The sequence below is a fragment of the Peribacillus huizhouensis genome (assembly GCF_014138605.1).
Lineage (GTDB): Bacteria > Bacillota > Bacilli > Bacillales > DSM-1321 > Peribacillus > Peribacillus huizhouensis.
Map to the genome: position 1 here is coordinate 160,690 of NZ_JACJHX010000003.1, position 12,831 is coordinate 173,520.

The following is a 12,831-nucleotide window of genomic DNA, read 5'->3' on the forward strand; positions in this document are numbered from 1 at the left end:
ATTTGTTCGATGATCTAGCCAATTAAACGAATGGGGAGAAGACAACTCCCCGTATAGCATGATTGGCTTATGTTAGCCTTTTGGTAAAACAAGTCGCTTTGCTTTAGATTGGAGGATGAAATATGCAAATTAAGAAATCAATCGATAAAATTCCCGGTGGTCTAATGGTTGTACCTCTTCTTGTAGGTGCTTTATTAAATACAATTGATCAACTGCACATCCCATTTATTATGAACATGCTAAAAATGCTTGGGGTTGCAGCTACTGAATCCGGGCATTATGAGTTTTTTAAAATCGGTGGTTTTTCACAAGCCTTATTCAAAGATGGAGCCTTGACTTTATGTGCTCTTTTCTTATTTTGTGCGGGTAGCCAAATGAATTTCCGAGTAGGCGGAAAAGCGTTGAAAAAAGGCGTCATTTTAACTGCAACCAAGTATTTAGCCGGTGTTGTGGTCGGAATTGTTTGGGGGCTGTTATCAGATCCCGTCAACGGTTTCCTCGGATTGTCAACTCTCGCAATTATTGCTGCAATGACAAATGGGAATGGTGGAATGTATGCAGCATTGACAGGGCAATACGGCAATCGTTCTGATGTAGGTGCGACAGCCGTTCTTTCACTTAATGATGGCCCGTTTTTTACATTAATGGCTCTTGGAATGATGGGAGCAAACTTTCCAATCATTGCCTTTATTGCAGTTCTCTTACCGATTTTGATAGGAATGTTGCTAGGGAATCTCGATAGTACAATACGCGAATTCTTAGCAGCAGGTGAATCTCTCGTTATTCCTTTCTTTGCTTTTGCATTAGGTGCTGGGATGAACTTGTCGAACTTTTTTAATCCAGAAGTGGTCGGTGCGGGTATTGCACTTGCTGTAATGACGGTTCTATTTTCAGGTGGAGCTATGGCGCTTGCTTTCAAGATATTTCGCGAGAAAAGTTATATTGCACCTTGGGCAGAGGCCTCTACTGCTGGGAATGCAGTGGCTACACCTGCAGCCATTGCCGCAGCAGCTTCGGTAGCAGCGGGATCTGGATTAATGACATCACAAGAAGCATTAGTTTATCAGAATCTATCGAGTGTGGCTACTGCTCAAATCTCAATTGCATCAATTTCGACAGCACTACTAGTTCCCGTTACTGTTATTCTTGCAGATAAATATCAGAGACGCAAAGGGATTGATGGAAAAGAAGAGTTTCAGCGAAAGAATAAAGAACGGAACATTGAGAATCCTGCAGCCCCTGTGAAGATGTAAGAGTTTGATTTGGATATACCAAAATAAGTAAACGGGTTATAATTGTGCGTAAAATACAGAATAATCTGATGTTTAATCCGTAAATAAGAAAGGTGAGATCATGTATGGACTATTCTTTTGAAGGCTATTTAAGAAATGACGGAACTGCTGGAACGAGGAATTATATTGGCGTTGTATGTTCTGTCGTGTGTTCTAGTGTGATTGCTAAGGAAATTTCAGAAAGTGTACCTGGGACTATTCCGATAATCCATTCAAATGGATGTGCCCAACTTGGTGATGATTTTCAACTAACAAAAAATATGTTGGTCGGTATTTCAGCTAATCCAAATCTTTATTCGGCACTTCTTGTAGGATTAGGCTGTGAGACGAATCAAGTTAGCGGATTACTAAAAAGCATTCCGAAAACAAAGCCAATAGAAGGAATCGGCATCCAACAATTAGCAGGTGGAGAAAATACAACAAAAAAAGGTGTGCAGATTGTTGAACAATGGGCAAAGGAAGCGGCAGTAATGAAAAGAGAGAATCTTCCGCTTTCTTCTTTGACTGTTGGGATTGTAACTGTTGATATCGATGAGGATTCATTGAAAAGAATAGTTCCTGTAGTAGGGAAAGTAATCGATTTATTAGTTGAAAATGATGCGACAGTGATGATGGGACTTACAGATACTTTAGAGCCGGCTGGTTTATTATTGGCAGAACGCACAAACAGTCAAGAGGCAAAAGATAAACTAAGAAAGTTGGAAGAAGGATTACACCGGAAACGTTGGAAAGAAATTCATAAAGACCAAAGTGCTGCTCGCAGTTTCTCAAAAGAAGAAAAATTATTAGCTGCTCTTGAAGCTCAAATGACAGGGACTAGTCCAATTGAAAGTCTACTTGGCTATAATGAGAAGCCGAAAGAGAAAGGGCTACATCTTATCGTTGGTACGAGCAATATGGTAGAGACTTTTTCTAATATGGCCTCAAGTGGATGTAATCTAGTGATCGTTGTGAGTAGCCGAGGAATCTTGACAGGTTCAGTCGCTCTGCCGTGTATGACAATTACACCGCAAAATCCATATGGCTCATTTGATGAACTAGTCGATTATACAATATCCGAAGAGGATCCTTCTGTTCAAGTGGAAAAAGTCATGAAAGAGCTAGTAGAAATCTCTTCAGGAAAACAAACGAGTCTTGAAAAGTTGGAACTAGGCGAGTTTTCTATTCCACATGTAGGAACAACATTTTAATAGAGGAGAAGGAGGATGGGGAATGGACAAAAAATATAATGCACTCAAATTAAATCCGAACGACAATGTGGCAGTTGCATTGAAAAATTTAAAATCAGGCGAGCTGCTTTCTATACAAGGTGAAAAGGATCAAATAAAGGTGATGGAAGATATTTCATACGGGCATAAAGTAGCTACCTCTTTTATTAAGAATGAAGGAAAAATCATGAAGTATGGAGAGTGCATGGGAATTGCGACAGCAGAAATATCTCCAGGGTTTCATGTCCATGTTTTCAATGTTCGTGGTCTTAAAAATGAAGAAAGAGATCATTCTTTTATAGATCATGTTGATACATTCAGTTCTTGAAAACTAATTGAATAAGGTAATTATACGTTCAAATTAATTGAGGAAGGGGCAATACAATGCAAACATTCGAAGGGTATCGAAGACCAAATGGCAGTATAGGGGTCAGAAATCATGTAATTGTCATGAATACAGTAGGTGAATTGGCGAGTTTCACCAAAAAAATAGCTCAGCTCGTTCCAGGTGTAATTCCAGTCGTCCACCAAGGAGGGCAAGCTCAGTTCCCCGAAGATTACAAGCAGACAATCCGGACTTTAAAAGGGACTGCGGGACATCCAAATGTAAGTAGCGCCCTATTTTTAGGCATGGGTGATGACCCACTTGCAAAAGAGCTTGAAGAACTTTTAAAAGATGATAATCATCATGTTCATGCCATTTATTTTAATAAAGATAAGCCTGTTAGTGAGGTCCTTAAAGAAGGGAAACAATGGCTAGAAGAAGCAATGGATAGAAGTAAAACTGAAAAGACAGAAACAGCTGATGTTACTGAGTTAATCATTGGACTTGAATGTGGTGGATCAGATGCATGGTCAGGGATTACCGCAAATCCAGCGATTGGAGCTTGTTCCGATTTTATTGTAAGAGATGGCGGGACTAGTATTCTAGCAGAAACAACAGAAGCCATCGGTGCTGAACATATTTTGGCAAAGCGAGCCATAGATCCTGAAGTAGGTAAGAAATTTCTTAAAATAGTAAAAGAATATGAAGAAAGAATCAAAGACACGGGTGAAGATATTAGGTCAGCAAATCCGACTCCAGGAAATATGGCAGGAGGATTAACGACCTTAGAAGAAAAATCTTTAGGTTGTATTAAAAAAGGCGGAAATTCAACGTTAATGGAAGTAATTGATTACGCCGAAGCACCATCGAAAAAAGGGTTTATCTTCATGGATACACCTGGTTATGACGTAGAATCGGTAGCCGGCCTTGCGGCTGGTGGAGCACAGATTGTTTTATTCTCCACTGGAAAGGGTTCTCCAACAGGCTCACCAATCGTTCCTGTCATCAAAATTGGCACAAATCCAAGACTATATGAAATCATGTCAGAGCATATTGATGTGAATGCTGGAAAAATAATCGAAGGGAAAAACACAATTGAGGAAATAGGCGAAGAAATTTACCAAAAAATAATGGCAACAGCGAATGGTTCGATGACTGCATCTGAAAAACATAAAAATCAAGAATTCGCGATTTGGAGATTGGCAGAAACGATATAAAGGGATCATGAACGAAACTAGCTCCTTGCTCGTAATTTAGTAGGTTAATTTGGTTAGACTAAAATGACAACTATAACTTATGAAATGAGCTAGATTAATAAAGTATGCCACAAAATAAGTAGGTTTAACGTTTTAATGGGGAAAATTTCAAGGTAGAATCGTGGTTGAAAGAAGAACTGAGCCAAGAGGTTATCTGAAAACACTCATGAGCGTCTACTCAAAAGCCCAACGATGAAAAAGGTTCAGGGCTTATAAACTGTATCACCTTATGAAGGTTGCGGTACGGAGCTGAATTTACAAAGCCCTGCACCTTTTCCGCAAAAGAACGTTAATTGCAAATTTTCAGGCATTGCATTTTTACTTCAACATGGTATGATGACAGTAACTAAATATACATTGCACTAGGGGAGTCTTTATGAGGCTGAGATGGAACTTTGTTCTAGACCCTTTGAACCTGAACCGGATCATGCTGGCGGAGGGAAGTGGAGATATTAGCATAGCTAGTTTATTTGTGAATATCTACCCCTTTCCTATTTCAGGAAGGGGGTTTTTGGTTTTGTTTAAAAGTTTCGTTTTCTCACTACAACGATTTTCCTAGCAAATGTATAAAACAGATGAAAAGGAGATGAAATGGTGAATTCGACTAGAAAACTTTCACTTACTGCCATGATTACAGCATTAACAGCACTGACTAGTTCCTTTGTTTTTATTCCAATGGGTTTTGCTAAAATCTTTCCGATCCAACACTTAGCGAACGTATTAACGGCCGTTATGTTAGGGCCTGGCTATGCCATTGCTCAAGCTTTGCTCGTCTCAATCATTCGAAACATGGCAGGAACGGGTTCTATCTTTGCTTTTCCAGGCAGTATGATTGGGGCTTTGCTTGCAGGACTATTATTCAGGTATACAAAAAAGATTGGTTTTGCTTGTCTAGGTGAAGTTATAGGTACGGGGATTATTGGGGCACTTGCCTGTTATCCACTTGCCTTGTTGTTTTTAGGAAAAAAAGTTGCTTTGTTTGGCTTTTTACCCGCATTTTCAATTAGTTCTTTAGCAGGCGCAAGTATTGCGTTTATATTATTAAAGGTTTTCTTGAAAAATAAATATTTGGAGGGGTTACTATATGAAAACAGCACTTACAATCGCAGGCTCTGATTCAGGAGGGGGAGCAGGAATTCAAGCTGACTTAAAAACATTCTCTGCACATCATGTGTTTGGTATGTCTGTTATCACAGCTGTTACCGCCCAAAATACGGTAGAGGTTCGTTCGATTCAAACGATGAGCAAAGAAATTATTCGCGACCAAATATCAGCAGTGTTCGACGATATTGAAGTTCATGCTGTGAAAATTGGGATGCTTGGTTCGGCTGAAACGATTGAAACGGTTGCCAAAACGCTACATACATATAAGCCGCAGCATATTATCCTTGATCCAGTCATGATTTCTAAAAGCGGGCATCATCTACTTGAAATGGACGCTGTAGAAGCATTGAAAAAGCTCTTGATACCAATGGCAACGATCGTGACTCCGAATCTACCAGAGGCGGAAACGTTATCAGGGAAAACGATTCAATCCAAACAAGATATATATGAAGCTTGCCAGATCATCGAGCAATTAGGAGCGAGAGCAATCTTGTTAAAAGGAGGACATTCTGCCGGAGATCCAAACGACCTTTTTTATGATGGAGCTAATTATATATGGTTAAGGAGTGAAAGAATTTCAACGAAAAATACTCATGGTACAGGCTGTACACTTTCATCAGCGATTGCCGCTAACTTAGCAAACGGACTTGGAATCGAGGATGCAATCCGCCAAGCAAAAGAATATATTACGCAAGCTATCCGTGACAGCTTTGCCATCGGAAAAGGACATGGGCCAGTCAATCATTTCTATCAATTTCAGAAAGTTCATCAATCATAATGGAACTTCCATCAATGTTTTTTTACCTTCGCACTGACGGTTCGTTAATGCGGGATAAAGTGAAACTTCAATTAGTGGGGGGCATCCCCCACTAATTGTTAGTTGAACCAATCGGGCTTTTACGGGCAGTTATCTCCACCTATGCTTCTTATATTTCTTTAAGCCCTGAGGTGGGGGTTACTGCCCGTAAATGCGGGATAAATCTGGAGGGGATTATTATGCTAAAAAGAATTGAAGTATTATTTAAGAAAGTTCGAAATGTAAATCCACTTGTTCATCATATAACCAATTCTGTCACAATCAATGATTGTGCGAATATTACTCTTGCTATTGGCGGCTCTCCTGTTATGGCATCAAGTGTGAATGAGGCCGCAGATATGGCGAAAATCGCTCATGCACTAGTCATTAATTTAGGGACGCTGAACGCGGATTCCTGTGAAGCAATGATTCTAGCTGGAAAAGCAGCTAACTCTGCTAACATACCGGTTATACTTGATCCTGTTGGAGCTGGGGCAACAGCTTATCGAATCGAGATGGCTGAAAAAATTCTTCAAGAAGTGAAGATGAGCATTATTAGAGGGAATGCCAGTGAAATTTATAGTTTAATAGGAGGCCAAAGTCAGACAAAGGGCGTGGATTCAGGTATGGTGTCTCTTTCAGGAGCGGACCTTGCTGTCAAAGCAGCAGTAGAACTAAACAGTACAATCGTTGTAAGTGGTAGAACAGATGCAATTAGTAACGGTGAAACGACTGTTATAGTGAACAATGGTGATCCCCTATTGACGAAAGTGACAGGTACAGGCTGTATGGCGACATCCTTAATTGGCAGCTTTGCTGGCGTAACAGATCAGATGCTTGACGCAGCAGTAGCGGGAATATCTGTCATGAGTATTGCTGGCGAATTAACGAAAAGCAAGCTATTAGAAGGAGAAGGAACAGGTACTTTCCGAGTGAAATTAGTCGATACGATATCACTGATGAACGGAGAGATTTGGATGAAGGAGGTACAAATAAATGAGTACGCTACGAGATAATCTTAGTCTTTACCTTGTCACAGAAGAATCAATTCCGCTTGAGAAACTTGAGCAAATTATTGAAGAAGCTATTCTTGGAGGAGTTACAGCTGTTCAATTAAGAGAAAAAAACTCGGATGGAAAAATCTTTTATGAAAAAGCGTTAAAAATTAAACAATTACTTGCCAACTATTCCATCCCGCTTTTCATAAATGATCGCGTGGATCTTGCACTTGCTGTCGGAGCGGATGGTATTCATATTGGGCAAGGTGATATTCCTTTATCTGTTGTGAAGCAATTAGTTCCTATGTCTATGAAGATTGGCGTCTCCGTTAAAAATGTCCAACAAGCCTTGAAAGCTGAGGCAGACGGAGCTGATTATATTGGGGTAGGTTCTGTCTTTCCAACTTCAACAAAAAAAGATGCTTCGATGCTACAGCATGGAGTGCTTAACATGATTTGCCAAGCTGTTACCATTCCAGCAGTTGCGATTGGCGGCATAACCTCCGCAAATCTTCCCCAAATTCTCAATAGCGGTATTTCTGGTGCAGCGATTGTATCGGCAATAATGAAAGCAGATGATCCGAGAAAAGCGGCGGAAATGCTAAAAAAACAAATGACGACAGCCATAGTCCAATAATGAAAGGAATTAAAACACACAACTCCTTTATATCGTTTATTCCGCATTAACTGGCAGTAAGACCCCCACCTCAAGGCTAAGAGGAATCGAAGAAGCATAGGTGGGGGGGATAACTGCCCGTATTAGCCCGATTGGTGAGATACAGTGAAACTTACCTTTGTGATCTTCAAAGATTTAGTTGAGGCCCACAGGATGTGGGTCACACAAACGATGTCGCAGGACGGGCCGTACTTAGTTTGGGAATCATTGAATCGGGTTCATAGTATCGTTATACCTACGCAGTAGCGGAGAGATAGCGTTGTAGAACGGGACTAACGATTAGTGGGGGATGAAGAAAACCCCCACTGATTGAAGTTTCACTTTATCTGTCGGTAAAGTGTATAGAGTGTGAGGACATAATCTATAGAATGACTTTTTGTTTCTTTTACATTTCACCAAGATAAAACAATCTGATTGAAATACATAGTAGTGGCAACAATCAAATGTACACTAGTCCATCTGGTGTAGCGCCAATGATATTTCCTGAAGAAATCGCTAAAAACAAAATGCGAAAGTTTATGAAGATGAATTTCACGAAAGATTAGTCTAAACATAGGTATAATGCTCATGACTTTTAATAGTTAAACATCTACTTACTATTTTTTAGTACTAGAATAAAAGATAAAAACCCGAGTCATTTACACTAGAATCACGTAGTAAATCCTATACGTTTTAATCATTGTGAGACAATTTAGCTGTTTTAGTGACCCATATAGGCTGTCCAATTTTGAAATGGAACTAAAGGAGCTTCTTGTTTCTGTAGTTTGGCCCGTAATCATTATAGTTTTTCCATGTTAAAGCGAATCACTTTAGCTGCTTTTATCGCCATTTGTTTCGCTTCTTCTTTATTATATGAGGAGGCTAACACGTATCCATAACGATCTCCCATTGATAAAGGGGGCCGTAATATCTTTCCTTTGCGTGGTTTTATAAAAACTTCTTGCACTCCTGGATATTTACTAGCACGATTTTTCCCGGTAACCCTAACCAATTTACCCTCAATATCTACAGTTAGATAATGTACATACACGTACTTACGATGCTTTTTCGTAAGATTCGGTTGATTTCCTAAAAATATCTGAATCGTTTCTTCTACTAAATTAATGCCATACCCCACCTCAATCAAGCGATTCATAGCACCACCAGAAATTCTAGGGTTAATCTCGATTAATTTCCATCTCCCTCGAACGTGACGCAATTCGAGGTGACACGCACCATTTTTCATGTCAAATGCTTCTACAATTGTACAAACTGTTTCATAGAGATGATCAAAAAACGGTTTGTCCATATAAGCTAACAAGCTATATCCTGTTACGATAAAACGTTCTTGGAACGTAATTTCTTGTTCAATAACAGCTACAATAGTAATAGCTCCATCGTGTACTACTGCTTCAACTAAATATTGAGGGCCAGTTAAAAATTCTTCAATTAAAATAGGTGTATCTTTATACTTGTTTAGTAGTTTTTTCATTGCTAAGTTTAATTGATAGATATCATTTGCCAGTAAGACATCCTTTGATCCAGCAGAAATGGGGGATTTCACTATTAATGGTAGATGGTTTTTTTGTTCATTAAGGAAATCTTTTAAGGAGTCTTCTGATTTATAAATAGCAAAGTAAGGAGAAGATCGGAGGTTTTTTAGAAGATTTCTTGTTAAAACTTTATCTTCCATATTCAGAATTGGATTAACAGAATCAACGTTTATACAGAACTTTTCCTCTAACGATACAGCGATATTTACATAAGGATCTATAAAGCTTAAGATTGTCTGAATCACTAGTCCGCGATTTATTAATTCTTGAATACTGTTTGTTAATGCCTGATAATCAGATAGCTCTGTGAATATCATTTGATGAACATCAGGAAATTCTAATCTTTGTTCTAAAAATTGCTGTTTATTTGTAAATAGAACGGTTAAATAGCCAAGGCGCTCTGCAGCTTTTATCGCTTCTCTGCTCGAACCTGATTTATTAGAGCCAATAAAGATAATCGTATTCATAAAGTCATGTTATCCCACCCGTCTCAAGTGAATTAAATCTATACTATAGAATATATAAGTAGGTCCAATATTGTTCGCCGTAATTTAAAAAATAGGAATAAAGACTAGCTTTGTTTTATATTTTTAAAGAACAGCATTTTATAAAGGTGGGATATAACGATTATGACCTTAATTGGCATGCTTCACCATCGAGAAGATCCTCAAAAGGTGAGAAGAGCATATGCTTACTCAGCTGTAGCGAAAGCGGAAGGGATTCCTTTTTTTTACTTTACGCCTGGGAAAGTAAATATGGATGACCGAACAATTAATGGGAAAATATATGAGAACGGAAATTGGCAGGAAAAGAAGTTCCCTTTTCCGGACGTTATCTATAATGCCAGCTATCCTCTAACGGATAAAGCAGAAATAATCGTGGATATTTTATCAGAAATCATTCCTTTTACAAGTCACTCAGTTGGTGATAAATCATATGTTAATAAGCTGATAAAAAAAGGGGAAATATTTGCGCAATATCTTATACCTTCAATGGATTTAATAGACGCTAATCGATTTATGCAAATGGTCCGTCATTATCCAAAAGTAATTATGAAACCAGTATCCGGGAATCAGGGAAAAGGGATCGTTTTTATTGAAAAGGAAGGAAATGATAAATACAGAGTGAATGAACATGGGGACATTTCTATTTATTCTAAACAAGAATTGGTCGAATTCACAATTCGAAAGATTCAAGAACAAAAGTATTTAGCTCAACAGTTCATTTCCTGTCAAATTAAATCGGGCCAAGTATATGACTTCCGGTTGCATGTACAAAAAAATGGCGAAGGAAAGTGGGTCATTACCTCAATATATCCACGCATAGGAACTGTAGGAAGCATTGCACCAAATATCGGAAGTGGGGGATATACTGGTTATCTGGATATTTTTTTACAAAAAGAATTCGATGATTCCTGGTATAATATAAAAAAAACACTTGAATATTTTGCTATAAGTTTTTCGAACCACTTTGATTCTTTGTATGATGATGTGTCATTGGATGAATTAGGGATTGATGTTGGAATTGATGAAAATCAAAAATTGTGGTTATTTGAAGTGAATTGGAGACCAGGAGCGCCAATCATATTTAATTGTGAATTAGATGTAGCGAGAAATACGATTCAATATGCTAAATATTTAGCTGAAAATAGCCATCGTAATGTAAATGAATGACCATTGTAACTTTTTAAGAAGAATCGGGATTGCTTGATGATCTTATATACTTTTGGTTAAAGCATCTATCTTCTGGATAGATGTTTTTTACATGGCTGTTGTCGTAAACTTTGTTGCTTGTAAATTCTATTTATACTACTATCCTGGGGTGATTTCCGTTACAGGTACTCGCTTTTCCGGCAGGAGTCTCACGCCTTCTGCTCCAATCAACATAGTGCCGAAATCAACAACGAGCTTTAACATAACCTTACATAAAAATATGCTTGCATTATAATGGTGAAAATGTTAATTTGAATAATAAATCGAAATAATTACGATTTGTATGAAAGGGTGTTCTTATGCTGGATTGCATTATTGTTGGTGGGGGGATACAAGGGATAACACTGGCCACCTCTTTACTTAAATCAGGGAAAGTGACTGTCGACCAGCTTGCTATTGTTGATATGAATGAAGAGCCATTGGCCAGATGGAGGCAATGTACGGAAGTCATTTCGATGCCTTATTTACGATCGCCATCCGTTCACCATTTGGATGTTAAACCGTTCAGTTTGCAAACTTATGTGAAAAAAAGTGGGGATGATTGGAATACTGCTTTTTATGGTCGATATAAACGCCCTTCATTGGCTGCCTTTATGGAGCATTGTGAGCATCTTTGTGATGAATTATCTATAAAACGGGCTTGGGTGCAAGGGAAGGTCAGAGCCGCCTCCAAAAGGGAAAATGGATGGGCCGTCCATTTGAGTAATGGTGAGCAACTATACGGTCGCAAACTTTTCCTTGCCATTGGGATAGGAGAGCAGCCGTACTGGCCAGAGTGGGCGGTTCGGTTAAAACAAAATCAGGAATCTACTATTTTTCATATTTTCGATGACCAATTACCTGCTTTTGATCAAGTAAAAAGGCCCATCACGATTATTGGTGGTGGAATTTCTTCCGTTCATTTGGCACTGAAGCTCGGTGAAAGATTTCCGAATGAGGTTACATTATTGAAAAGACATCCATTTCGGATTTTGGATTTTGATAGTGATCCAGCATGGTTAGGACCAAAGAATCAATATTCTTTTCGCAATCTGAAAAGTTATCAAAAAAGGCGTGAACAAATTTTCGAAGCGCGGCATAAAGGCTCCATTCCACCTGACTTACATATGAAATTGTTAAATCGGATCAAGCAAGGGAGCTTACGTTTAGTAGACGGAGAAGTGGAAAGTACTGAAGTTCAAAATGGAAACATTATGCTTCATGACAAAAATGGCAAGATTATTGAACAAACTGGAACAATATTATTAGCAACTGGTTTTTTGTCATCATTACCAGGAAAAGAATGGCTATCTCCCGTCATCGACAAGTACCAATTGCGTTGTGCTGACTGTGGTTATCCCATCGTTTCACAGTCTTTACAATGGGGTCCAGATTTATATGTCACAGGGGCTTTGGCAGAGCTTGAAATCGGACCAATAGCTCGAAATATTTCTGGAGCACGCCATGCGGCAGAACGAATTGTCGCTAGTTTATAAGAATATAGAGATGATATAAATCGTAATCATTTCAATTTATAAAGGGACAAATGATCACCAAACAGTTAACAATTAGTGTCGTGCTTAGTATTTTGCTATTAGTTCTATCGGCATGCTCAACCTCATCTGAGCCATTAAGTTCTTGAAATGATAGAAATAAAGAAGAACAAAAGCACTTAATCTTTCTGTCTAATTTTCCAAGTGAAACTTTAGTACACACTTAAATGATACAGCAGTAAGAGCATGTGTGACAGTAACCTTAGTGAAGATTAATTTTGTGTTATTAAAATGCGCTAGTTATTTTATCCACTTTAAATAATTCTGTTTATTAGTAAATAATAAATATTAATCCAAGCCAGTAATAAATGATGTTTGCAGCGATTAGACTATAAAATAACAGGGAATTTGAAGTTGGAACCCATACTTTAATAAGTTCCCAATTGATCAGGTATGGTAT

Annotated in this window: 11 protein-coding genes and 1 riboswitch; of the genes, 10 read left to right on the top strand and 1 reads right to left on the bottom strand. The window is 38.4% G+C overall.

The features are described from left to right. Nucleotides 1-122 precede the first annotated feature (122 nt). The 8 genes from HNP81_RS06400 to thiE all read left to right on the top strand — a co-directional run bounded on the left by HNP81_RS06400 (nucleotide 123) and on the right by thiE (nucleotide 7,616). Nucleotides 123-1,253 (top strand): 2-keto-3-deoxygluconate permease, encoded by a 1,131-nt coding sequence (locus HNP81_RS06400; RefSeq protein ID WP_182501993.1) that lies wholly within the window; start codon nucleotides 123-125, stop codon nucleotides 1,251-1,253. Between the two features lie 104 nt (nucleotides 1,254-1,357). Beyond that, entirely contained in the window at nucleotides 1,358-2,482 is a 1,125-nt protein-coding gene (locus HNP81_RS06405) for a UxaA family hydrolase (RefSeq protein WP_182501994.1), read from the top strand. A gap of 22 nt (nucleotides 2,483-2,504) precedes the next feature. Further along, nucleotides 2,505-2,828, top strand: coding sequence for a UxaA family hydrolase (locus tag HNP81_RS06410; RefSeq protein WP_182501995.1), 324 nt, complete (start codon nucleotides 2,505-2,507; stop codon nucleotides 2,826-2,828). 56 nt (nucleotides 2,829-2,884) lie between these two features. Continuing rightward, on the top strand, nucleotides 2,885-4,042 hold the full coding sequence (locus HNP81_RS06415; RefSeq protein WP_182501996.1) for a UxaA family hydrolase: 1,158 nt from the start codon (nucleotides 2,885-2,887) through the stop codon (nucleotides 4,040-4,042). 393 nt (nucleotides 4,043-4,435) lie between these two features. Then, nucleotides 4,436-4,540: riboswitch (TPP riboswitch) on the top strand. 135 nt (nucleotides 4,541-4,675) lie between these two features. Continuing rightward, the gene (gene thiW / locus HNP81_RS06420; protein ID WP_182502185.1) at nucleotides 4,676-5,197 is read left to right on the top strand and encodes an energy coupling factor transporter S component ThiW; all 522 of its coding nucleotides are present in this window, start codon (nucleotides 4,676-4,678) and stop codon (nucleotides 5,195-5,197) included. Then, nucleotides 5,166-5,963 (top strand): bifunctional hydroxymethylpyrimidine kinase/phosphomethylpyrimidine kinase, encoded by a 798-nt coding sequence (thiD, locus tag HNP81_RS06425; protein ID WP_028392481.1) that lies wholly within the window; start codon nucleotides 5,166-5,168, stop codon nucleotides 5,961-5,963. Before thiW ends, thiD begins: the two co-directional genes overlap by 32 nt. A 218-nt stretch (nucleotides 5,964-6,181) precedes the next feature. Beyond that, nucleotides 6,182-6,997, top strand: a complete 816-nt coding sequence (gene thiM, locus HNP81_RS06430) for a hydroxyethylthiazole kinase (protein ID WP_182501997.1) — start codon at nucleotides 6,182-6,184, stop codon at nucleotides 6,995-6,997. Further along, nucleotides 6,978-7,616, top strand: coding sequence for a thiamine phosphate synthase (thiE, locus tag HNP81_RS06435; protein WP_028392479.1), 639 nt, complete (start codon nucleotides 6,978-6,980; stop codon nucleotides 7,614-7,616). Before thiM ends, thiE begins: the two co-directional genes overlap by 20 nt. 817 nt (nucleotides 7,617-8,433) lie before the next feature. Here the strand turns inward: thiE and HNP81_RS06440 are convergent. Then, a complete protein-coding gene (locus HNP81_RS06440) occupies nucleotides 8,434-9,654 on the bottom strand; it encodes an ATP-grasp domain-containing protein (RefSeq protein WP_182501998.1) in 1,221 nt (406 codons plus the stop codon). A 162-nt stretch (nucleotides 9,655-9,816) separates the two neighbouring features. Between HNP81_RS06440 and HNP81_RS06445 the strand changes: the two genes are divergently transcribed. Together HNP81_RS06445 and HNP81_RS06450 are read left to right on the top strand one after the other, a co-directional pair. After that, a complete protein-coding gene (locus HNP81_RS06445) occupies nucleotides 9,817-10,860 on the top strand; it encodes a YheC/YheD family endospore coat-associated protein (RefSeq protein ID WP_182501999.1) in 1,044 nt (347 codons plus the stop codon). 338 nt (nucleotides 10,861-11,198) lie between these two features. Then, entirely contained in the window at nucleotides 11,199-12,374 is a 1,176-nt protein-coding gene (locus HNP81_RS06450; RefSeq protein ID WP_182502000.1) for an FAD/NAD(P)-binding protein, read from the top strand. Nucleotides 12,375-12,831 lie beyond the last annotated feature (457 nt).

Bases quoted from the DNA above. Each gene is read 5' to 3' on its own strand.
- HNP81_RS06445 (WP_182501999.1), top strand. From the start codon at position 9,817: ATGACCTTAATTGGCATGCTTCACCATCGAGAAGATCCTCAAAAGGTG.
- HNP81_RS06400 (WP_182501993.1), top strand. From the start codon at position 123: ATGCAAATTAAGAAATCAATCGATAAAATTCCCGGTGGTCTAATGGTT.
- HNP81_RS06450 (WP_182502000.1), top strand. From the start codon at position 11,199: ATGCTGGATTGCATTATTGTTGGTGGGGGGATACAAGGGATAACACTG.
- thiE (WP_028392479.1), top strand. From the start codon at position 6,978: ATGAGTACGCTACGAGATAATCTTAGTCTTTACCTTGTCACAGAAGAA.
- HNP81_RS06440 (WP_182501998.1), bottom strand. From the start codon at position 9,654: ATGAATACGATTATCTTTATTGGCTCTAATAAATCAGGTTCGAGCAGA.
- HNP81_RS06405 (WP_182501994.1), top strand. From the start codon at position 1,358: ATGGACTATTCTTTTGAAGGCTATTTAAGAAATGACGGAACTGCTGGA.
- HNP81_RS06410 (WP_182501995.1), top strand. From the start codon at position 2,505: ATGGACAAAAAATATAATGCACTCAAATTAAATCCGAACGACAATGTG.
- thiD (WP_028392481.1), top strand. From the start codon at position 5,166: ATGAAAACAGCACTTACAATCGCAGGCTCTGATTCAGGAGGGGGAGCA.
- thiM (WP_182501997.1), top strand. From the start codon at position 6,182: ATGCTAAAAAGAATTGAAGTATTATTTAAGAAAGTTCGAAATGTAAAT.
- HNP81_RS06415 (WP_182501996.1), top strand. From the start codon at position 2,885: ATGCAAACATTCGAAGGGTATCGAAGACCAAATGGCAGTATAGGGGTC.